Genomic DNA, 24,442 nt, shown 5'->3' with positions numbered 1-24,442 from the left:
GCTCTTTGTTCTGCTTGCTCTGCTCTTTGTTCTGCTTGCTCTGCTCTTTGTTCTGCTTGCTCTGCTCTTTGTTCTGCTTGCTCTGCTCTTTGTTCTGCCATTATCAAGGAATTTAACACAAAGCCATCAAATACATTTGGTGGATATTTGAATGAATCAAGTAATTCAGAGTGTTCTTGTGCTACATAAAACCTGTTGAGTCCATCAGCATATGCAAATGTGTAATCTGACTCAAGTAGTATGTACTCCCAATCTTGATAATTTTCTACTTGACTCATAGGAAGTGTAGCTTCGATGACAACAATCCACGGGCGGTATCTCAACCAATCATTTCCTAAAAGTGCTTGCTTTTCATAGCCCTCTATATCAATTTTTAAAAAATGAATATCTTTATTTTGGCAATGTTCTTTGAAGACTTTATTTAATGTTGTTACTAAAGTTTTTGAAGAAATATTATTCCATCCAGTTTTTTTATGTTCCTCTACAATACTTTTATCAAGAGATGAAAGGCCAGGATTATCACATAAATAAATATCAATTTCACCTATAGAGTCACTTATAGCAACTTTTAAGTTGATATCTCTTTCTCTTTGAGCTATATATTGATTGTGAAACTCTGGGTTTGGCTCAATATTTATTCCATTCCACCCATTTTCATAAAAATGTCTTGTCACAGAGTCTAAGTCTGGAGACCAAGCTCCGACATCCACATAAAAACCATCTTTAATATTTTTAAGAGCTCTCCATAGCACTACATCTTCAAAATTTTGTGCGTAAGTTATCATACTAAGCCCTTATTTCAATCTTTGGTGGTAAATAGCTTATTCCAGCAAAAAAATCATCTGGGTTAATGACTTCAAATACTAACGCTAGATCTCTCCACTCATAGTTATCTTCAATGTGAGCATCGTTTTTTGTCAGCGCTGTTTGTACTGAGTAACTTCCAACACCTAAGTTGGCTTTAAAATAAATTTTATATTCAATGTATCCAGTAGATACATCATATAATATTTGTTTTGTATGAAATGTATTTGTGCCATATATTACTTGACCTACTCTATCCTTTATACCGTAGCCAAGCACTAGTTGCTCTAATCGTTTATTAACTTTGACTTTTATATCAAAATAAACATTTTCACCAACAAATATCACTTTTGATTCATTGTTTTTACTATTAATCATTTTTATATCATCAATAACAGCATCGCCATTACCAGATATAGTCTGCTCTTTACCTGATTCATGCTGCTTAATTTCAATTTTTTGATCTTCTTTTTCAGCAATTATTGCGTTGTAGTAGTCAAATATGGCTTCAGGATCACCATCTTTTATAATAGAACCATTATTTAGCAATATAGCTCTGTTACATAGTGCCTGTATCGCAGACTTGTCATGAGATACTATCAGTAGTGTGGTACCTTCTTTTTGAAATTGTTTAATCCTATCAAAACTTTTATGTTGAAAGTAACTATCTCCAACACTTAACGCTTCATCAACAATTAAAATCTCAGGTCGAAATGCTGTCGCAACTGCAAAAGCTACTCGCATCTGCATCCCACTACTATACACTCTAACAGGTTGGTCAAAATATTCTCCGATTTCTGCAAAGGCCTCGATTTCATCCATTTTTTGTAAAATTTGCTCAGTGGAAAATCCCATCATTCCTGCGGCATGAACAACATTATTTCTTCCAGTTAAATCTGGATTAAACCCCATACCTAACTCTAACATCGCAGAAATACGTCCATTAACAGTAATTTTTCCTTTACTAGGAATTAATGTTCCTGTAATAAGTTTTAATAAAGTAGATTTCCCAGTACCATTAACTCCTATAATGCCAACAGCTTCACCTTTATCAACTTCAAAGCTAATATCTTTCAAAACCCATGTAGCTGAATTAGCATGAGCCTTAAAACCAAACCACCTTGCAAACCTTATCCACTCGCTTTTATATGAATAAAAAGCCTTACCTACATTTTCTACCTTTAATAAACTCATAATACATCCACCATCTCTGCACTAGAACGTTTAAATAAAAATAGTGCAAATGCTAATAATAATAAAGAAAACAAAGTTATATAAAGTAAGCTAAAAAGATGAGGCCTAATGCCATAAACTAGTACATTATGATATGCATCTACTATAGAATACATAGGATTAAGGGATAACAACCCTCTATACTTCTCTGGAATAATTGTCTCAGGATATACGATGGGAGTAAACCAAAACCAAACCTGTAGTACAATAGGAATAAACTGCCCAATATCCCTTAAAAAAACATTTATAACACCGACTATCATACCCAAGCCGATACCTAGTAACACAACGACAAATGTAAGAGGCACTAACCAAAATATTGTTAAGTTGAAGCCATGACCCAACAAAAAGAAAATAATTGTCACTGCAAGAAACAGTAAAATATTATTTATTACTGCAGATCCTACAGCTATACATGGCAATACAATCTTCGGGAAATTCATTTTTTGTAATACACCAGCATTTGATGTGAATATATTAAGCCCTCTTGATATAAGCTCATTGTTCAAATTCCAAGCTAAGGTACCTGCCATAAGATATATTGCATAAGCATATTTATTATCAATATTGGGTAATTTTGCAGCCAATACATTTGAAAGTATTAACGCATATATCAAAACTTGTGCCAGTGGATTAATAATAGTCCACAATCCACCCAGTTTACTTCTAGCAAAAGCAGCAGACAACTCTCTCTTTATTGAGCTTATTACAAATCCTCTATACAGATAAATACTTAATAACCATTGCTTCATATATCAAACCTTTCAACATCATTTTCATTAATATATCTGCCAGACTGTATTTCTATAAATACTAATGGTATGGAGCCAATATTTTTTATACTATGTTTTTGCCCAATAGCTACATACGCAGTTTGGTTTTCAGTTACTAATTTACTTACTCCATCCACACTAATTTCAGCGGTACCTTCAAGTACTGTCCACTGCTCATTTCGATGAAAATGGCGTTGTAATGCTATCTCCTCACCTGGGTAAACTAACACTTTTTTAACGTGAAAAAGCTGCTCTTCAATTAATATATCATGATATCCCCACGGTCTAAAATTACGTTTATGCTGAACAAACTCTCTACGTTTTTGTTTCTTTAATACTTCGACAACCTTTTTCACATCTTGAGTTTTACTTTTATCCGCGACTAAAATAGCATCTGCGGTCTCTACTACTATCAAATTATCAACGCCTACTGCGGCAAGTAAACGATCATGTGACCGCAAATAACTATTTTTCACATCATTAGTAATCACATCGCCAAAAACTACATTACCATAAGTATTTTTCATAGAAATATCATATAAAGAATCCCATGAACCAACATCTGACCAGCCGCTTTCTTGCATAGGGATCATACATACATTATGTGCTTTTTCCATTACTGCATAATCTATAGACTCAGATTTAGATTCTCCAAATAACACCTCATCAAAACGTACAAAGTCCAAATCTTGTTTTAACTCTTCATAAGTTTTCTTACATGCACTATAAATCTGAGGTTGCAATTTCTCTAATGCTTCTAAATAAGATTTTGCAGTGAACATAAACATCCCACTATTCCAATAGTATTCACCACTCTCAACATACTCCTTAGCAACAGCTAAACTAGGCTTTTCAACAAACATATCAACTTCATAAACACCTCCTGTTGCTTCAATTCCCTGCTTAATATATCCATAGCCTTCATGAGGGCAAGTTGGAGTTATTCCAAAAGTTATTAAAGAAGAGTCCTTAATAACTTTTTGCTTTGCTCTACGGATAGCATCATGAAAAACTTCAATATTATCAATATGATGATCTGCAGCTAAAACCAACATTATACTCTCAGGATCTTTCTGAAATAAAAAAAATGCTGCTAAAGCAAGTGCTGGCGCTGTATTTTTAGCAAGCGGCTCTAAAAGAATATCTCCTTTTTTACCTAACTTGCGAAAAACTTCAGCAACTTGGAATCTATGACTCTCATTACAAACAACAAGAGGAGATGAAATATCATCAACATTATCTAAACGTTTAATCGTATTTTCTAATAGACTATGTTCGTCAATCAAGCCTATAAACTGTTTTGGAGATGCTTCTCGAGATAATGGCCACAACCTTGAGCCAGACCCTCCAGATAAAATAACAGGAAAAATCATCACACATGCCAAATATTAAATTTAATTTTAATAATTTTACTTAATATGCCTAAAAATAGCAAATATAGAAGCTATAAAGTCAAGGATTTAACTTATATATCAAACTTCCAAAAACCTTATTTATAAAACCAATTTTTATAGCTAAAAGTTTAATAAAAGGATTAAATGCTCTTGTAAGATATGTCTTTTTACCTATACTTTTTCTATATTCTTTAATAAATTCAGAAGTACAAAAGTATCTATCATCTTGTGGCATAAAAATACCGCCAAATTCATTTTCAACTATGTCCTTTAACCCTTGAGATAACTTGCCAATATGTAAAACACTCCGCTGATTTTCTATATATGGAAAAATAAAAGCATACTTAGCTAGTTTAACTAATTTAGGATAGTTCCCTTTTGATCCCTCACCATATATCATCGGAGGTCTTATAACAGCAATTTTAAAATTCTCACCCGCTAGTTCAGCAAGTCTTTTTTCTGCTTGGAGCTTACTATCACCATAGAAATCATTAGGGTTAGGCTGAGAATTTTCATCTATGACTTTAGTCTTTCCTATAGGAGCACTATCACCATAAATAATAATACTACTCATAAATATAAACTGCTTAACTCCATCATGCTTTGCTTTTTGAGCTATGTCAAAAGTTAAATCAGTATTTACTTTATAATAAAGCTCTTTTAAAGAAGGATCTTTTGATGTATGAGCAATCCCAGCAACATGAAGTATAGAATCATATTTTGAAAAATCTAGTTTTCTCCACCCATCATTTTTTAAAGAAACTTTATCAATTTCAAAATCATTAGCACAAAAAGATGCAAATGAATTTCCCACATAGCTGTTTAGCCCAGTTACTAAAACTCTCTTTTTCATTTTTGATCCTTTTTACTATCTAAAGACCCTGTTCCTCCCTCAACAACGCCTTTTTTAGCAAAAACTGAGAAAACTGTTAGAAAAATACATTTAATATCCAGCCAAATACTTTTATTTTTAACATAATCACCATCTAACCTTGCCTTATCAACAATTGGTAATTCATCACGGCCATTTATTTGTGCCCAACCAGTTAATCCTACAGGAACATCATTAGCCCCATACTTATCTCGCTCAGCTATTAGATCATCTTGATTCCATAACGCAGGTCTTGGACCTACAATACTCATTTCACCTTTTAGGATATTTATAATTTGTGGCAATTCATCCAAAGATGTTCTACGTAAAAAACCACCCACCTTAGTTATACACTTTGTAGGATCCTGAAGTAAATGAGTTGGCATATCTTTAGGTGTATCAATATACATTGTTCTAAATTTATATATCATAAAATATTTCTTATTTTGACCAATTCTTTTTTGCTTAAAAAAAACCGGACCTTTTGAATCCAGTTTTATAAGAATGATTAATAAAATAAAAACCGGACTTAAAAGTATAATACCAACTAAAGATAAAAATAAATCCATAAATCTTTTTACAACACTATATATCATTTTTATTACCTATTTAAACTATGGTTAAACTCTGGCACTATTTGTTTTAAAATTTTGACTTGTTCAGACTGCTCACTAGTAAAAAGTTTCTCTAAGTCTTTATTTAATTTTTCAATATCATAAAATGTTTTTTTACCTATGAATATATCTTTATATTTAGTACGTATATCAGTCTCATCAATAAGAAGTTCCTCATAAAGCTTTTCGCCAGGTCTTAAGCCTGTAATTTTTATTTCAACGCTATCCATACCAGATAACTTTTTAAATTGTTTAGCAAGATCAACTATCTTAACAGGTTTACCCATATCTAATACAAAAACTTCAGAATTTTTTGCTATAGCTCCAGCTTGCAATACTAACTCACAAGCTTCTGGGATAAGCATAAAATATCTAGTAATCTCTGGGTGAGTAATAGTAAGAGGACCTCCTTTTTTAAGCTGCTCCTCAAATTTTGGAATCACACTACCGCTACTACCTAAAACATTACCAAAACGAACTGCCGCTAATTTAGTATTTTTAGGCTCGACATTTTGTAAATACAATTCACAAATACGTTTTGTTGCTCCCATGACATTTGTTGGCCTAACTGCTTTATCAGTAGAAATAAGAATAAATGATTCAACATTAGCCTTAATGGCCAAATCAATAGTATTTTTAGTACCTAAAATATTATTTTTTATAGCTTTTGATATATTCTCTTCAACTAAGGGAACATGCTTATATGCAGCTGCATGAAAGACTATATCCGGAGAATAATCACTAAAAACACTTTTTAATGACCGTACATCACAAACAGAGCATAAAATACTTTTTATATTATAAGAAGAACATTCTTCAGATATTTTATATAAATTAAATTCACTATGATCTACTAATACTATTCGACTAGCTTTATATCTCATACACTGTCTAACAATTTCAGAGCCTATACTCCCACCAGCTCCCGTAACCAAAACTATTTTACTTTTTATAAAATTCGAAATAGATTGCTTATCTAAATGCTTTAAATCTCTCGAAAGTAAATCATATACAGATACTGACTTGAGCTGTGACATAAAGCTTTCATCTTGCAAAATATTTTCAAGAGCTGGCATAATTTTTATTTGTCTAAAATCATTTTCAAACCCCCTATATATCTCCTTAACTTTTGAGTTGGCTATACTTGGCAAAGCTATAACTAAAAGATCAAACTTTGTAGATAATAGTTTTTTTTGTAATTTAGATTTAGATAAAATCTTTTTGCCATCTATACTTCTCTTTTGCAAAGAGACACTATCATCAACAAAATATTTAACTCTATATTCTGTAGCACTTAATTCATGAGCTATCTTTGTTCCTGCTGCACCTGCACCATATATGACAGCCACCTTAGTTTTACTTACAGAGCTTTTGTTAGTAATATACCAATAAAAATAAACACATAAGTTTATTAAAAATAAATAAAACAGAAATTCTGAAAATATTAATGAAAAACGAATCTTTCCATAAAAAAATAGAACAACTATAAAAAATACCGGAATATTAACAAACACTTTGCGTAAAAAAGTTTTTTGCGTTGATTTACGCCAACTTGCCATATAATCTCTTAGTAGAAAAAAAGACGTCAAACATCTAAGCACAAGAACAGAAAGCAAAAAATATAAGTTAATTGATTCTTTGAAAATATAAAAAGTCCAACTCACAGTAGTAATAGTCAAAAATATTATTACTAAAAAATTAAGAACTCTTTTATCATAAAAAAACTTCATAGAGCAAATACAACAACCACAAGCTATCATATTATTATATCAGAAGTAATATCAACTTAGCTATATACCACCAATATAAGCCAATATTTTTTTCTGTGAAACTGACTCTATAGTTTTAATATTTTGTAAATACCATGAAACCCAAAGTTCCCTAATCAAAAATCTAATTTTCACAACATCATCACCTTCATTAATTAAGTGTTTGGCTTTAATTTTTTTATCTAATTTTTCTCTAAGCTCATCAACTTCTATTTGATAACCTTTATCCCTAAGCAAATTAAGTTTAGCTTTTTCTAATCTATTTTCCAAAGCCTGTAAATAGTATTTATAACGTTGTAATAACTGAATTGGTTGATATAAATAGTCTTCACAAAAAAGCTCTTCTAATTCCTTCCTAATAGCACTAAAAAGTTGAATATAGTTAAATGGTATTTTTTTAATATCCAGTTTTTTCTCAAGCTGTACTTTATATTTAAATATTTCTGATATAAAAGATTCAACTTTGGTTTTATTTAAATCAAAATCTTGCAACCCTTTATTATAAAACTTTTCAAAATCACTATTTGTATAAGGTAGCTCAGTATCACTAAAAAAACTTAAGTCTATAGCTTTACTAACAATATCATCTTTTGAATTATTCAGCTTTAGTGACATTGATAAGCTTGCTAAGTCGTTTTTCTTAATACTCTTTGATAAGTGATTTTGCAAACGTAATTTAATTAGCTTTTTTAAAGCTTTTTTCATACAAGAATGTGCTTCCTCTATGGTTGCCTTATAAGAAAGTTTCACGCCGTCTTCATATTCTTCAAGGCAATTATATACTTTTACACTTATACCATATTCTTTTATCTGACTATTTTGTTCAATATTACCGAATTCCCAATCATAATAAGTTTTATCATTTGTAGTTTGCTTTGGTTTTTGAACTAAGTTTTGCAGTTTTTGTTTTAAAATATGTATATCTTTGTCTATAGCTAATACTTTACCTTGCTCATCAACAACTTTAACATTCAAAATAAGATGCTTTTCTAGTTCCTCATCTTGCCATATCGTTTCATCAACTATAAAACCAACCATACGAGTAATATGTTTTGCAATAATAGACTTTAATGGCTTATATTTATCTACCTCAAAATCTATTGACTCAAATATAGCTTGAGCATAAGTTGGTACTGGCACACAGTTTTTACGAATATTTTTCGGTAATGCTCTTAGCAAAGCTACAATTTTATCATGCAAGAAGCCATATATTCCCCATTCAAGTACACTAGAATTTATATCATTAAGAAAAACAACAGGTACTGTAACTGTTGCACCATCTCGCTCATCAAGTGGATCAAAATGATATTCTAATGGCAAATGCATATCGCCAATAGCTAAAACATCAGGAAACTTTTGTTGAGTAATTTCCTCCGCACTATGCTGCATGAGACTGTCTAAATCAAAAATAAGCTCTTTTTGTTGATCTTTTGAGATAGTTTTTAACCATTTATCAAAAGTTACTCCACTATAAACATCTTCTGGTATAAGCTCATCATAATGCTCATACATTATTTGTTCATCTACCAAAATATCTTTTCTACGAGACTTATTCTCTAAACTCTCTACCTGATCTATTAGCTTTAAGTTTTGCTGATAAAAATATGCTTTAGACTCAAAATTACCATTCACCAGAGCATCTCGGATGAATATTTCTCTTGCCTCTTGTGGATTTATTCTTGAGTATTGAACAGGTCTTTTTGAGATTATTTCTAATCCATAAAGTGTAACTCTTTCATTTGCTACCACAGATTTTTGTTTTTTACTCCAAACCGGCTCATCATAATGTTTCTTAACAAGGTGTTTAGCTAAAGCCTCCAACCACTCAGGCTCTATTTTTGCAACATTTCGCGCATAGGTTTTTGTCGTCTCAACAATTTCTGAAGAGATTAACCACTTTGGTTTTTTCTTAAACTGTGATGATCCAGGAAATATAAAAAACTTTAGTCCTCTAGCACCTAGATACTCTGCATTTTCATAATTAAACCCAATATTACTCAAAAAACCACTAGCTATTGCTTTATGTAAATTTTCATAACCTAACTCTTGATTAGAAGATAGTTTCCACTTAAATCCATGAATTACTTCAATAATTTGTCTATAAATATCATTCCATTCATTAAATCTGATCGGTGAAATAAAGTTCTTTTTGAAATATTCTTTTTTCTCTCTATTTGAAAGTTCTTTTAAATCACTATTTAGCCTATTAGCTAAATTTAAAATAGCAATAAAATCAGAAGATTTATCTTTATCAACAGCATGCTTCTCATCCGCCTTCTGTTGAAAATTTAACGGTCGCTCGCGAGGATCTTGCACGCTCAAAAAACTAACAATGGAAACTATTTCTCTAAGAGTATTTTGTCTATGACCTTCTATAACTATTTTTGCTAATTTCGGATCTAATGGCATAATAGCCATTTTCATACCATCTTCTGTAATCTTAGGTTTTGAATAGTTAAGCTCTGAGATAGCTTGTAACTCAAACAAAAGTTTAAAACCATCTTTAACGAATCTAGAATCAGGAGGATCTATAAATGGAAACTCTTGAATACTTCCTAATTTTAAAAATAGCATCTGCAAAATAACTGATGCTAAATTCGTTCGCAAAATTTCAGGATCTGTATACTCTTTACGAGAATTAAAATCTTCTTCACTATACAGTCGTACGCAAACGCCTGCAGATAACCTTCCACAACGACCAGCTCTTTGATTTGCACTAGCTTGAGATATTTTTTCTATAGGTAAGCGTTGTACCTTGGTACGATAACTATATCTACTTACTCTTGCCAATCCAGAATCAATTACATATTTTATGCGTGGTACAGTCAACGATGTTTCTGCCACATTTGTTGCTAAAATAATTCTTCGTATCGAGCCTTCAGGATTAAAAATTTTGTTTTGATCTTTATTTGATAGTCTTGAAAATAATGGTAAGACTTCTGTAAATCTAAGATCCTGCTTATTTAAGTATGCTAGTGTTTCATGAATATCTCTTTCTGTTGGCAAGAAGACTAAAACATCTCCTCTACCTAACTCATCAATTGCATATAATATCCTCTCTTGCATTGAAAATGTGTCAAAATCTTCGTCATTTTGATAACGGATCTCTACTGGATATGTTCTACCACTAATTACAATTTCTTTAGCTTTTTGAAAGTAACTTGTAAATTTTTGATGATCTATAGTTGCTGAAGTTATAATAACTTTTAAATCAGGTCTAAATGGTAAAATCTTTTTTATACATCCTAGAAGAAAATCAATATTTAGACTTCTTTCATGAGCTTCATCAATTATGATAACTTCATACTGAGATAAAAACTTATCATTTTTTATTTCAGACAATAATACTCCATCTGTCATTACTTTTACTAAAGTATTTTCAGATGTTTGGTCAGAGAACCGTATTTTAAAAGAAACTTTTGACTGATCACCTATTTCTGTAGCTACTCTATTAGCTATAGATCTAGCAGCTATTCTCCTTGGTTGGGTATGTCCTATTAACCCTCTCTTATCTAGTCCTAAATCTAAACAGATCTTAGGTAGTTGTGTTGACTTACCAGAACCTGTCTCACCAGCTACAACTATTACCTGATTTTCTTCAATAAGCTTTTTTATATCCTCAACTTTTTCCGCAACAGGTAAATCTGGATAAGTTATTTTAGGTAAGGTTTTCTGACTTGTTTGTTTAGCTAACTCTTTAAGTTCAGTAAATAAATTAGAATCTACATCGCTTTTTTTCAAAAGAGATATATATTTACCTCGTAATTTTGTTGGAATATTATCTAATAGATTTGATATTTGAATTTTAGAATTAGACATTAAAGAAATATTTTAATTACATAATTTAGATGTATTTTAACACCCCATAATTAAATATTAAAAGATAAAGAGCTATATCTTAGCTAGAATTGAATTTAAAGTTTTACTTGGACGCATTACATCATTTAATTTAGTTTTCTCTGGATAGTAATATCCACCAAGATCAACTTTTTTACCTTGAACATCTATTAGTTCTTTAACAATTTTATCTTTATTCGCTAATAACTCAGCATAGATTGGCTCAAATTTTGCTTTTAACTCAGCATTACCTGTTTGCTCAGCCAAAGCTTTTACCCAATAAAAAGCTAAATAAAAATGACTTCCCCTAGTATCAAGCTCACCAACTTTACGACGAGGTGACTTATCATTATCCAAAAACTCTTGGTTTGCTTGAGCTAAAGCTTCTGCTAAAACTTTAATCTTAGCATCTCTTGTCTTAATAGCTAAATCCTCTAACGAAGCACCTAGAGCTAAAAACTCACCTAAAGAATCCCATCTTAAGTGATTCTCATTAATAAGTTGCTCAACATGCTTAGGAGCAGACCCACCAGCACCAGTCTCGAATAATCCACCACCCGCTAAAAGAGGTACAATTGAAAGCATCTTAGCTGAAGTACCAAGTTCTAATATTGGGAAAAGATCTGTTAGATAATCTCTTAAAACATTCCCCGTTACAGAAATAGTATTTTTACCCGCTTTCATTCTTTTTAATGAATACTTAGTCGCTTCAATAGGAGATAAAATTTGGATATCTAAACCTGTAATATCATGATGAGTTAAATATTCATTTACCTTTGCAATCAAGTTTCTATCATGCGCTCTATTTGAATCTAACCAAAAAATAGCTGGATTTTGTGTTATTCTAGCTCTATTTACAGCTAATTTCACCCAGTCTTTTACAGCTATATCTTTAGTCTGACAAGCTCTCCAAACATCACCTTTTTCTACTTGATGCTCAAATATCACATTACCATCAGCATCTATAACTTCTACTTTACCATCTGCTTGAATTTCAAATGTTTTATCATGAGAACCGTATTCTTCAGCTTTTTTAGCCATTAACCCAACATTTGAGACATCTCCCATAGTAGCTACATCAAAAGCACCATTTTCTTTACAGAAATCTATAGTCGCAGCATATACTCCAGCATAGCATCTATCAGGAATCATTGCTTTCATATCTTGAAGTTCACCTTCCTTATTCCACATCTTACCAGATGAGCGAATAGCTGCAGGCATTGACGCATCAATAATTACATCACTTGGCACATTAAGGTTTGTAATTCCTTTATCAGAATTAACCATCGCAATATCAGGTTGTTTAGCAAATACTTTTTCAATATCTGTATTTATTTTATCTTGGACATCTTTAGGTAGCTGTTTAATTTTCTCAACAGCATCACCCCAACCATTACGAGGATTTACACCTAACTCTTTAAATTCTTTAGAATATTTTTTGAAAACATCTTCAAAGAAAATCTCAACTGCATGGCCAAATAATATTGGATCAGAAACTTTCATCATTGTTGCTTTTAAATGAAGAGATAATAAAGTTCTTTCTTTTTTAGCTTTCGCAATTTCAGCTTTATAAAATTCTCTTAGCGCTTTTACAGAGATCTTAGTTGCATCAAGAATTTCTTTTTCCTCTAAAGCTAAACCTTCTTTAAGAACAGTTTGAGATCCTTTAGGACAAGTATGTACTATTTTGACAGTAGTTGCTTTTGGTGCAATATATGATTTTTCATTTGCATAGAAATCATTACTAGACATACTAGCTACATGAGATTTTGAATCTTTTGACCACTCACCCATTGAATGAGGATGTTTCTCTGCATATCTTTTAACAGCATCAGCTACTCTACGATCAGAATTTCCTTCTCTTAGTACAGGGTTAACTGCACTTCCTAAAACTTTTGCATAACGAGATTTAATCTCTTGCTCTTTATCATCTTTAGGCTCAAATGGGTAGTCAGGAATTTTATAACCTTTTGACTGAAGCTCTTTAATAGCCGCAGTTAATTGAGGTATTGAAGCACTAATATTTGGAAGCTTAATGATATTAGCATCTGGAGTTTTAGCCAAATCACCTAATATTGCTAAATCATCAGAACATTTTTGATCATTAGATAGATAATCATCAAAGACTGCTAATATACGTGCAGCTAATGATATATCTTTAGTTTCTAACTCAATTTCTGCCGTTTTTGTAAAGCTTTCAACAATTGGTAAAAAAGATCCTGTTGCTAATGCTGGAGCCTCATCTGTAAATGTGTAAAATATTTTATGCATAAAAAAATCTCCCTATAGATAGAATTTCATCTTTCAAATACTAGCATAAAACTAGTAAGTATTTAATATTTCTATAATTTTATCATCAGATCTTGCCACTACAGCAAAATCATTATGCTCGATTATTGGTCGCTCTAAAAGCCTAGGATTTTGAGCAACTATCTCAATAAGTTGACTATCTGTAAGCTCTTTATCTTTGAAATTTTCTTTCCAGATATCCTCTTTAGTACGAATGATATCTTTTATGGAAAGTTTTAATTTTTTAAGCAAAGATACTAAATCTTTCTCTGATAAAGGATCATCTAAATACAAATGTGTATCGTAATCTATATTACTTTGATCTAAAGTTTGCTTAGCTTGTCGAGACTTCGAACATTTTGGATTATGATAAATTTTCATAACAATACTAAATACGCTATTTCTTGTTAATATGCATAATTATAAATGAATTGAAAAAGAAATGATAAAAAAGTTTCACCACAATAATTACACTAAATAAGAAACACTCGCATTAAAATAATTTAACTATTTACATAAACAAATTCGTAAAAAAGATTTGCTGGTAGGATTAAATATCTAATATAATGAATTAATAAGAAATATTTTATAAGTTAATTGCCATAAATGCAGGAGAATTATAGAGGGTTAATAAAAATTCAGTAAGTAATAGGAGATTAAAAATGCCTAAACCATGGAAAGAATACTACCCCAAGGAAGTAAATCCTAACATACGCATACCTAATATCACTCTAAATGATATGCTTAAAGAAACAACTGAAAAGTTCTCCTCAAAAGAAGCTCTTTCATGCCATGGTGAAAAACTAACCTTTAAAGAAATTAGTCAATACTCTGATCAATTTGCTGGATTCCTACAAAATAAATGGAATATCAAAAAAGGTGACCATATAGCAATTATGTTACCTAACATATTACAATTTCCTATTATAATATTTGCCCTAATAAAATTAGGTGGTATTTTTATAAATATTAATCCTTTATATACAAGTCGAGAAGTAAAAGGGATACTTAGGGATTCTAAAGCGAAAGGAATTATAGTTCTTTCATCGTTAGCTCATAACGTTGAAGCTATTGCTGATGAGTGCGAAGACCTTAAATATAAAATGGTTACAAGTGTTAGTGACTTGTATCCATCTCCTAAAAAACAACTAATTTCTTTTGTAATCAAATATATTAAGGGCATGAAGGATCGGTATTCAAAAGATAAATTTGATACTTTTGTTAATGCCATAAACTCTCAATCTAAAGCTGATTACTCAAAAATTAAAATAAGTCCAGATGATATTACAGCCTTACAATATTCTAGTGGTACTACAGGAACTCCTAAAGGAACGATTTTATTGCACCGAAATATTGTTGCTAATATATATCAAATAAAAGCTTGGACTGAAGGTTTTTCAATAGATCCTAGTGGACATATAGTTATAAATGCTTTGCCTATATATCATATCTTTAGTCTTACAGCCAATCTGTTTCTCTTTTATTTTTCTGGAGCATTCCAAGTTTTAATACCTAATCCTAGAGATATAAAATCATTAGTCAATGAAATGAGAAAAAATAATTTCTCTACTATTTTTGGGGTAAATACTCTCTACATTGCATTACTAAATAATAAAAAATTTAGAAAAAGTAAATTCCCTAAGTTTGAACTTTCAATAAGTGGTGGAATGTCAACTACCGAAGCTGTTGCTAATGAGTGGAAGCGTGTTACAGGTGTTAATATTAAAGAAGGCTATGGATTATCCGAAATGTCTCCAGTAGTTACTGTTAACTCTTTAGAAGATGCTCCTTTTAATGGTACGGTAGGATTTCCTCTACCTAATACAGATATAAAAATCTATGACGATAAAGGCAAAGAGCAACCTCAAGGTGAAACAGGCGAAATATGGGTTACTGGACCGCAGAAATCTCCTGGATTTTGGAGTCTTCCAGAAATAAATAAAGAGCACTTTACTGATGATGGTTGGCTTAAAACTGGAGATATGGGCTACTTAGATGAGCTTGGTCGCTTAGTAATATCAGGACGAATAAAGCACATGATCATTGTCTCTGGTTTTAATGTTTTCCCTAAAGAAATTGAGCTTGTACTTATTGAAAAAGAAGAAATAGAAGATGCTGCTGTTATAAAAGGGTTATCTAAAGATACAGGAGAAATCCCTGTTGCCTTTATAGTTCTAAAACATGATAAGAAAATAACCGAAAAACAGATATATAAGTATTGTAAAAGCAAACTAGCTCACTACAAGCTACCGAGAAAAATAATATTCATAGATGAACTTCCTAAAAATACTGTTGGAAAAATCGATGTAAATGCATTACAAAAAGAATATGCTGAAAAGTACGAACAATCATAACCAAGTCACCTTCTAAACTAAGGAGCCACAAATGTTCAATAAAATTTACAAGATAGCTAAAAAATCTACACCTAAAATTTCAAAAACTGAACAAACTGCTCTTAATGCAGGTGATAATTGGTTTGAGCAAGATTTATTCCAAGGAAAGCTAGATTTCAACAAATTACATAGCCTTAAGAAATTTGAACTATCAGATGAAGAAAAATCTTTTTTAGCTAATGAAACAAATCAGCTTTGCGATATGATTGATGACTGGAAAATCAATTATGAAGATAAAGATCTAACAATAGAAGCTTGGAATTTTATCCGTCAAAAAGGCTTTTTAGGTCTAGTAATTGATAAGAAATATGGCGGTAAGAGTTTTTCAGCAGCTGCTCACTCTGAAATAGTTATGAAATTAGCTACTAAAAGTGTAACTGCCGCAATTACGGTAATGGTACCTAACTCTTTAGGTCCTGGTGAACTTTTAGTTCATTATGGTACAGATCAACAAAAAGACTACTATCTACCGCGCTTAGCTTCTGGTGAAGAAATACCTTGCTTTGCATTGACAGGCCCTACAGCTGGATCTGATGCAACCTCACTACCTGATACAGGAATTGTATGTTCTGAGGAATATAATGGCAAAAAAACATTAGGAATTAAGCTTAAAAATATTAATAAACGCTATATAACTCTTGCTCCTGTAGCAACACTAGTAGGTTTAGCTTTTCAATTACAAGATCCAGATGAGTTATTAGGTGATATTGGCTCAGAAGGTATAACTTGTGCTTTACTTCCCCATAATCATAAAGGATTAGAAATAGGTAAACGTGGCTTTCCTCTAGGTCAGGCTTTTATGAATGGCTATATAAAAGCTAAGGATGTCTTTATACCTATGGATTGGGTTATAGGCGGACAAAAAATGGCCGGTGAAGGCTGGCGCATGCTTGTTGAATGCTTATCTATCGGTAGAGCAATATCATTACCAGCTTGTGGTACAGCAAATGCTTTAATGTCAACAGTTATTACATCTGCATATGCAAGTGTACGTGAGCAATTTAAAGTTCCTATTGCCCAGTTTGAAGGTGTACAAGAAAAACTAGCTCAAACAGCGGGGCTAGCATATATAGCCAATGCAACTCGTCAATTTACAGTAGCTGCTGTTGATAATGGCATTCGCCCTTCTGTTGCTTCAGCTATTGCAAAATATCACTTAACCGAAATGGGGCGCACTACTATAAATAATTCTATGGATATTCATGGAGGTCGCGCAATTATAATGGGACCTAATAATTATCTTGCTATTCCATATATGGCTACACCAATAGGGATAACTGTTGAAGGTGCGAATATTATGACTCGCAACTTAATGATATTTGGTCAAGGAGCTATGAAATGCCACCCTTATATTCGTAAAGAAATAGAAAGTTTAATGAGTGATGATGAAGAAAGCTTTGTTAGTAATTTCAAAAACCATTTTAAATATATGGCCCTAAATGGTTCGCGTACATTATGGTATGGTCTAAGCGGAGGATTCACAGCCCCTAGCTATAGCTCAAAATTCAAACGCTACTATAGGTATATATCTCATATGAGTACCGCATATTCTTATGTAAATGATATATCAGTTACAGTTTTAGGAGCTGGGATAAAGCGTAAAGAAAGATTATCTGCTCGACTAGGCGATATTATGAGCTATCTATACATGGCATCTGCTGTTTTAAAATATTATAAAGATGCTGGCGAACCAATGAATGATGATATTTTTGTTGACTGGAGTATTCAATATTGTCTATACCAAGCTCAACAAGCTATGCTTGATCTATTTAGAAATTTCCCTAATAGGCTATTTGGTACAAAAATGAAACTTTTTGTATTCCCATATGGTAAAAAATTCAGAAAACCTTCAGATAAACTTGAAGCTCAAATATGTAAAGAATTAGCCGCTAATAATGAAACTCGACAAGCTATGAAAGCCCAATGCTATGTTCCAAATAATGATAATGATCCAACAGGTAGAGTTGAAAATGCATATCTAGCATCATTAGAAATTACTGAAATTAAGAAGAAAATCATTAATGCAATTAAAGCCAAAGAACTCCCTAAAGCTAATTGGTCAGAATGTATTGATGAAGCTATAGAAAATAAAATCATTTCGAAAAAAGAAGCTGCAAATGTCAAAGAGATGCTAACTAAGGTTAATAATATTATTCAAACAGACGAGTTTGATGATTATGCTTTAGGGCCTAAAAATGCTCACCCAGAATGGCAAGAAAAAAGTAACTAAAACTAATTAGAATATCTACTCCCAAGGAGGAAATATGACGGAACTAGAAAAAAAGTTTGAAGAGATGCTAAAGGCTGTTAAAGATGCTACGATAGATTTCAAACCGGATAATAGCCAAAAGTTAAAGCTTTATGCTTTTTACAAACAAGTTAAAGAAGGTGATAACAATACTAAAAAACCATCAGCATTAAAAATGGTAGAGCGTGCTAAATGGATGGCTTGGGATGCTATCAAAGGTATGTCAAAAGAAGATGCTATGCGCGGCTATCTGAAAGTTTTTGGTGATGAATATCTTCCAGAAGGTGAGGATACTAACTTAACACCTAATATTTCTAAGAAACTAGATCCTGCTAAACGAGAATCACAACGCCAAGCTATAGATAAAATAGCTGTGTTAGGAGCTGGAACAATGGGAGCTCAAATAGCCGCTCACTTTGCAAATGCAAGATTCCCTGTTGTTCTTTTTGATTTAAAATCCAAAGATAGTAGGCCAAACGCTATTATTGAAGAATCTTTAGCAAAACTTACCAAACTTAATCCAGCTCCCTTAGGTTCAAAAGACTCTATTAAATATATTACTCCAGCAAACTATGAAGATAATCTCAATCTCTTAGAAGACTGCGATTTAATTATCGAAGCTGTAGCTGAACGCTTAGATATAAAAGAAAGTTTATATACAAAAATAGCAGGACATCTAAAAGAAAATGCTATATTAGCTTCTAATACTTCTGGCCTAAGTATTACAGAACTTGCTGAAGTTTTACCTGAAAATCTAAAAGTAAATTTCTGTGGTGTACATTTTTTTAACCCTCCAAGATATATGCCTTTAGTTGAGCTAATTCCTCATAAAAATACTAATACTGATATTTTAGATAAGCTAGAAACATTATTGGTAGAAAAACTTGGTAAAAGTATAATTAGAGCTAAAGATACGCCAAACTTCATCGCTAACCGTTTAGGTGTTTTTTCAATGCTTGTAACTTGCTATTATACAGAGCAGATGAATATCCCTTTAGAAATAGTTGATGAACTTACAGGCAAAAAACTAGGTCGTGCAAAAAGTGCTACTTATAGAACAGCGGACTTGGTTGGTTTAGACGTATTATCTCATGTAATAAAAACAATGGAGGATAATTTAGAAGATGGTTGGGAAAACTTTTATAATACTCCTACTTGGATACAAAATTTAATTGATAATGGCTCACTTGGCCAAAAGACAAAAAAAGGTTTATATATCAAAGAATCTGATGGTATCAAAGTACTTGATTTAGATACTAAAGAATATCGCCCTTCTGATAAAAAAGCTGATAAAGAAGTTTTAGAGATTTTATCTGAAAGAGATTGGGATAAAAAACTAGAAGGTCTTCGTAGTAGTGATAATCCTCAAGCTCAATTTTTATGGTCAACTTTTAGAGAAATGTTCTTGTATGCTGCTAATCTTGTTGGGAATATTTCAAACTTTCCTAAAGATATGGATCTGGCAATCCGTTGGGGATTTGGTTGGAAGCAAGGCATCTTTGAGATATGGCAACTTGCTGGTTGGCATAAAGTAGCTAAATGGCTAAAAGAAGATATTTCAATTGGTAAATCTCTATCTAAAAACACTTTACCTAACTGGGTTGATGAATTAGATATAGGCGTTTATCAAAATAATAAAGAATTTAGTTTCATGGACAAGGCACTAATATCTCGTGATAATTTAGATGTTTATAAACGTCAACTATTTGCTGATAATATAGTTGAACACACAAGCTCATTATCGACTAAAATACTTTATGAAAATGATGGTGTCAAACTATGGCAAATAGATGAGTATAGCAATATTGGAATACTCTCATTTAAGAGCAAAATGTGCGCTATTGGCGATGATGTTTTGGATGGTATATCTGAGTCTATCAACTATGCCGAAGAAAATCTTGATGGTCTTGTTATCTGGCAAGAGCAAGATATCTTCTCAGCAGGTGCTAATTTAGAAGAATTTGGCATCAAATTTGCCATGAATGGTGAAGCTGCTATCGAGGAAGTTATCCGAAAAGGTCATAGTATTATTAGCAAAAAATTGCGCTATACTAAAATACCTGTTGTAACAGCTGTCAAAGGCTTTGCTTTTGGTGGTGGCTGTGAAACTATCTTACATAGTGATGCTGCTGTTGCTGCTTATGAAAGCTATATTGGTCTTGTCGAAGCTGCTGTAGGAATTATTCCTGGATGGGGCGGATCTAAAGAAATGGCTGTTAGAGCATCACAAGCTCAAGATCACTGGAAAGACTTTGAACGCCGTTATAGAAACCTTGCCCTAGCACAAGTTGCTAAGAGTGCCTATGAGGCTAAAGAAATGGGCTTCTTACGTGAAGATGATATAATCGTTATGAATACTAAAGAAATTTTATTAGTTGCGATTAAGAAAGCTCAGCTTATGGCTTTATCTGGCTATCAGCCACCTCTAAAGCAAAAAGTCTCAGTCTTTGGTGAAACTGGAATTGCCACAATTAAAGCTTTACTAGTAAATATGCGTGATGGCAATCAGATATCTGAACATGATTATAAAATTGCTGAAAATTTGGCAGATACAATGTGTGGTGGTCAGATAGAAAAAGATACTGAAGTTTCTGAAGATTGGCTACTAGAAAGAGAGCTAATAAACTTCAAAGAATTAGCAATATCTGAGAAGACAGAAGCTAGAATGAAACATATGCTAGAAACTGGTAAACCACTAAGAAATTAAGGAGTTCTGTTATGAGTGAAAATGTCTATATAGTCGCTGCAAAACGCTCTGCCGTTACAAAAGGTAAAAAAGGTGGTTTCGCAAAAAAACGTCCTGATGAGTTACTAGCAGATGTGCTTAGAAAAACTGTTGCTGAATCTAATATTAACCCTAATGATATAGAAGATATAGTTGTTGGCTGTGCTATGCCTGAAGGTGAACAAGGTCTTAATGTAGCTAGAATATCTTCTCTTTTAGCAGGACTTCCTAATAGTATCCCTGCTTTCACAATTAATCGCTACTGTAGTTCTGGTTTACAGTCAATTGCCATTGCAGCTAATGAAATAGCACAAGGTAATATTGATGTTGCTATTGGTGCTGGTGTTGAGAGTATGAGTATGATTCCATTCGGTGGAAATAAAATGTCTTTTAGTAAAGAGGTCTTTGCTAAAGATGAAAACGTTGCTATAGCTTATGGTATGGGCATCACCGCAGAAATAGTTGCTAAAGACTGGAGTGTATCACGCCAAGATCAGGATGCTTTTGCTCTTGAGAGTCATCAAAAAGCTATTAACGCAATTGAAAATGGTTATTTTAAAGATGAAATATTACCCATAGATGTAGATCATAATAAACCAAATGAAGAGACTGGTGAAATTATAAATCATAAAAAAACTATAAATGTAGATGAAGGCGCACGTAAAGATACATCTTTAGAAGCTTTAGCTAAACTAAAACCTGCTTTTGCAAATGGTGGTTCAGTTACCGCAGGTAATAGCTCACAAGTATCAGATGGTGCCGCAGCTGTGATTTTAGTTAGTGAGAAATATCTTAAAGAACATAATTTAAAGCCTATCGGTAAGTTCTTGGGATTTGCAGTGGCTGGCGTCGATCCTCGAATCATGGGTATCGGTCCAATTAAAGCTATTCCTAAAGTACTTAAACAGACTAGTTTAAATATTAATGATATTGACTGGATTGAACTAAATGAAGCTTTTGCTGCACAATCACTAGCTGTTATTAATGATCTAAAACTTGATAGAAGTAAAGTTAATCCTTGTGGCGGTGCTATTGCTTTAGGCCATCCACTTGGTGCCACAGGTACAATCCTAACTGTTAAAGCACTACATGGTCTAAGACGTACTGGTAAAAAATATGCCATGATTACAATGTGTATAGGGACTGGTATGGGGGCTGCTGGTATTATTGAAGCTTGTTAAAAGCTAATTTAATAACATATCTAACCACAATACAACAATGTGGTTTAAATCTTTGATTTCATATAAAATGATAAGCTAGCAGCTTAACCTTAATTATATAAATAGGTATTAAAATGATAAACTTAGATAATTATGAGCCTCTTGATTTCCCTTGGGATTTTACTTGTTTTAGCAATACAAAAAAGAACCCTATTGGCATTCAGCTTCCTTTGTATCATATCGGTGACCATATGTATACTAAATTTAAATGCTTACCTAATCATGTTGGTTGGGATAACGTGATTCATGGAGGAATTATTGCTTTAATATGTGATGATATTCTTGGCAAACATGTCTTGAGTGTCAGCAAGTCATTTTGTATGACGCGTAACTTAAATATAAAATACCTTAAACCAACTTATAGTAAAGTAGCCCACACTTTCAAAACGACTATTATTCGTAAGGGTCGTACAACTGTATGGACCAAAGTCGATATCTATAATGAAAAAGGTGATTTATGTGCTTATGCTGATGCTGATTTTGCACTCTTAGAAGAGCATCATGCTAAACAAAAAGATATCGCAAGTTATAAACTTGATGAACTTATGAAACACTTAAAATAATAAATATTTTAGATAATATCTTTATTTGTCATTTCTGGCAAAAATTTATAAACTATAATAATAAAGATTACGATACATACACCCATAAAATATAATATTGGTGCATACCCATAATTATAAACAAGATCTAAAAATCTAGAGATAAACATACTTTCTATTAAAGCCTTTGATACTAAAGCTATTGATATTCCCATAGCACGAACTTGCACAGGTAAGACTTCAGACAAGACTAACCATATACAAACACCTGGACCAATAGCTCCTCCAAATACAACAACTATTATTAAATATACAGCGATACTATCATGACTATCTGTTATCAAGAAAATAGTTGCAAATATTGCTAAAAAAGAAATTAACAAGCCACCAATTATTAGCTTTCTTCTTCCAACCACATCTACTAAAAATAAACCAAAAACTGTAGCTATAAGATTAACCAATGTCATTGCTGTCCCATAATATGTCGGATTACACTTTACACAACCACCAAGTTGACCAAAAATAGTCGGTCCATAGCTAATAAATACATTTATTCCTACAAAACCATTTAATATAGCTATAATGCTAATCAATCCTACAGACAGATAATATTTTTGTTTGATAACTATCTTTATAAACTCTATAAATCCTATTTTATTTTTCTCTTTTAGAGAATCTTGTATTTTTAAATCAAGCTTTTGTCCTATTGTTAAAGCTTGAGCGTTTCTTCCTTTCAAAATAAGCCATGATGGTGAGAAAGGAGCTAAAAGACTTATGAAGAAAAGTAATATAGCAAAAGGTAAAGCACAACCAAATATAAATCTCCAGCCGAACTTTTCAACAAAAAGACTTGCGAAAAAATTAGCTATAAATATCCCAAAAACTAAAGATAATTGGAACATTGCCATCGCTCTTCCTCTAAACTTAGCAACACTAGTTTCTGAAATATAAACAGGTACAACAGTTAATAAAAACCCGATAGATATACCCTGTAAAAGTCTTGATAGCATTAAAGTAGCATATGTATTTGATAACATCATCAATATTAAAGATGTTGTAAATAGAAGAGATCCTAGTGCTATAACATTCTTTCTACTTAAAAAGTCCATCATTGGACCAGATATAAGCTTTGATAATAATGCTCCAAAAAATACAATTCCAGCTATTTCAGATAATTGTGTAAAGTTAAGAGATAGTTCATGTTTTATAACTGGTAACGTACCTGAGATCACACCTATATCAAATCCAGAGCAAATTCCCGTCAAGATAATTAAGCTGATTACTATCCTTTGATATTTTGTCACTAACATTACAAATCCTCAATATAATATTTATTAACAAACTTATAAATACTTACTTTATAAATAGTAAGTCTAAATATACCGAAAGCTTATAAGTTGAAAATAGTTTGATTTAAAACTATATATAAAAAAATATACTAAATAAAAGCAATTATTGCTATAAATAGGTTATATAAGTTAAGAAAGATTTGTGAATATTAAGATTTTAATGCTTTATAGATAATGTCTTTAGTTTCTAAACGTTGTTTTTTAAGATTTTCTAACTCAGTATCTTCAAACTTACCTGTACTTTCAAGATTAAATATTTTTTTATCTAATTCTTCATAATGCTTCATTTGCTTACTTATATGATGATCATCTTTAATATTATGGATTTGATCTTTAAGCTCAGGGAATTCTTTTATTAACGGATGATGTTCTAACATGTTT

Annotated in this window: 17 protein-coding genes; 5 read left to right on the top strand and 12 right to left on the bottom strand. The window is 32.0% G+C overall.

Features of this window, described 5'->3' with window-relative positions; all coding sequences use genetic code 11:
* The 10 genes from R8535_RS06130 to R8535_RS06085 all read right to left on the bottom strand — a co-directional run.
* Nucleotides 1-785, bottom strand: a 785-nt coding sequence (locus tag R8535_RS06130) for an FkbM family methyltransferase (RefSeq protein WP_329497467.1), incomplete at its 3' end; no start/stop codon positions are given.
* Nucleotide 786: 1 nt separating this feature from the next.
* A complete protein-coding gene (locus R8535_RS06125) occupies nt 787-1,998 on the bottom strand; it encodes an ABC transporter ATP-binding protein (protein ID WP_329497465.1) in 1,212 nt (403 codons plus the stop codon).
* Nucleotides 1,995-2,789: an ABC transporter permease gene (locus R8535_RS06120; RefSeq protein WP_329497463.1), complete on the bottom strand. Its 795-nt coding sequence runs from the start codon at nt 2,787-2,789 to the stop codon at nt 1,995-1,997. The genes R8535_RS06125 and R8535_RS06120 overlap by 4 nt, the downstream gene beginning before the upstream one ends.
* Nucleotides 2,786-4,183 carry a mannose-1-phosphate guanylyltransferase/mannose-6-phosphate isomerase gene (locus R8535_RS06115; protein WP_329497461.1) on the bottom strand — a complete coding sequence of 466 codons (1,398 nt, stop codon included), beginning with the start codon at nt 4,181-4,183 and terminating at the stop codon, nt 2,786-2,788. The genes R8535_RS06120 and R8535_RS06115 overlap by 4 nt, the downstream gene beginning before the upstream one ends.
* A 79-nt stretch (nt 4,184-4,262) precedes the next feature.
* On the bottom strand, nt 4,263-5,057 hold the full coding sequence (locus R8535_RS06110) for an NAD-dependent epimerase/dehydratase family protein (protein ID WP_329497459.1): 795 nt from the start codon (nt 5,055-5,057) through the stop codon (nt 4,263-4,265).
* Nucleotides 5,054-5,671, bottom strand: a complete 618-nt coding sequence (locus R8535_RS06105) for a sugar transferase (RefSeq protein WP_329497457.1) — start codon at nt 5,669-5,671, stop codon at nt 5,054-5,056. The genes R8535_RS06110 and R8535_RS06105 overlap by 4 nt, the downstream gene beginning before the upstream one ends.
* A 5-nt stretch (nt 5,672-5,676) precedes the next feature.
* The gene (locus R8535_RS06100) at nt 5,677-7,419 is read right to left on the bottom strand and encodes a polysaccharide biosynthesis protein (RefSeq protein WP_329497455.1); all 1,743 of its coding nucleotides are present in this window, start codon (nt 7,417-7,419) and stop codon (nt 5,677-5,679) included.
* A gap of 60 nt (nt 7,420-7,479) precedes the next feature.
* Nucleotides 7,480-11,277 (bottom strand): ATP-dependent RNA helicase HrpA, encoded by a 3,798-nt coding sequence (hrpA, locus tag R8535_RS06095; protein ID WP_329497453.1) that lies wholly within the window; start codon nt 11,275-11,277, stop codon nt 7,480-7,482.
* 72 nt (nt 11,278-11,349) lie between these two features.
* Nucleotides 11,350-13,566, bottom strand: coding sequence for an NADP-dependent isocitrate dehydrogenase (locus tag R8535_RS06090; RefSeq protein ID WP_329497451.1), 2,217 nt, complete (start codon nt 13,564-13,566; stop codon nt 11,350-11,352).
* A gap of 51 nt (nt 13,567-13,617) precedes the next feature.
* A complete protein-coding gene (locus R8535_RS06085; RefSeq protein WP_329497449.1) occupies nt 13,618-13,965 on the bottom strand; it encodes an ArsC/Spx/MgsR family protein in 348 nt (115 codons plus the stop codon).
* Nucleotides 13,966-14,246: 281 nt separating this feature from the next.
* On the opposite strand from R8535_RS06085, the gene R8535_RS06080 reads away from it, so the two are divergent.
* The 5 genes from R8535_RS06080 to R8535_RS06060 all read left to right on the top strand — a co-directional run bounded on the left by R8535_RS06080 (nt 14,247) and on the right by R8535_RS06060 (nt 22,733).
* The gene (locus R8535_RS06080; protein ID WP_329497447.1) at nt 14,247-15,938 is read left to right on the top strand and encodes a long-chain-fatty-acid--CoA ligase; all 1,692 of its coding nucleotides are present in this window, start codon (nt 14,247-14,249) and stop codon (nt 15,936-15,938) included.
* Between the two features lie 31 nt (nt 15,939-15,969).
* Nucleotides 15,970-18,207 (top strand): acyl-CoA dehydrogenase, encoded by a 2,238-nt coding sequence (locus R8535_RS06075; protein ID WP_329497446.1) that lies wholly within the window; start codon nt 15,970-15,972, stop codon nt 18,205-18,207.
* Between the two features lie 34 nt (nt 18,208-18,241).
* Nucleotides 18,242-20,932 carry an acyl-CoA-binding protein gene (locus tag R8535_RS06070; protein ID WP_329497444.1) on the top strand — a complete coding sequence of 897 codons (2,691 nt, stop codon included), beginning with the start codon at nt 18,242-18,244 and terminating at the stop codon, nt 20,930-20,932.
* 11 nt (nt 20,933-20,943) lie between these two features.
* Nucleotides 20,944-22,131 (top strand): acetyl-CoA C-acyltransferase, encoded by a 1,188-nt coding sequence (locus tag R8535_RS06065; protein WP_329497442.1) that lies wholly within the window; start codon nt 20,944-20,946, stop codon nt 22,129-22,131.
* Nucleotides 22,132-22,244: 113 nt separating this feature from the next.
* Nucleotides 22,245-22,733, top strand: a complete 489-nt coding sequence (locus tag R8535_RS06060; protein ID WP_329497440.1) for a PaaI family thioesterase — start codon at nt 22,245-22,247, stop codon at nt 22,731-22,733.
* An 8-nt stretch (nt 22,734-22,741) separates the two neighbouring features.
* On the opposite strand, the gene R8535_RS06055 is transcribed toward R8535_RS06060, so the two are convergent.
* Complete coding sequence (locus tag R8535_RS06055; RefSeq protein ID WP_329497438.1) at nt 22,742-24,022, bottom strand: MFS transporter; 1,281 nt, start codon at nt 24,020-24,022, stop codon at nt 22,742-22,744.
* A gap of 188 nt (nt 24,023-24,210) precedes the next feature.
* On the bottom strand, nt 24,211-24,438 hold the full coding sequence (locus tag R8535_RS06050; RefSeq protein WP_329497436.1) for a YdcH family protein: 228 nt from the start codon (nt 24,436-24,438) through the stop codon (nt 24,211-24,213).
* Between the last annotated feature and the right edge of the window lie 4 nt (nt 24,439-24,442).

Origin of the sequence: Francisella sp. 19S2-4 (assembly GCF_036281795.1) — a bacterium.
Taxonomy (GTDB): Bacteria; Pseudomonadota; Gammaproteobacteria; order Francisellales; family Francisellaceae; genus Francisella.
Note: the sequence above shows the minus strand (reverse complement) of the source record. Positions and strands in the feature narration are given on the sequence as shown.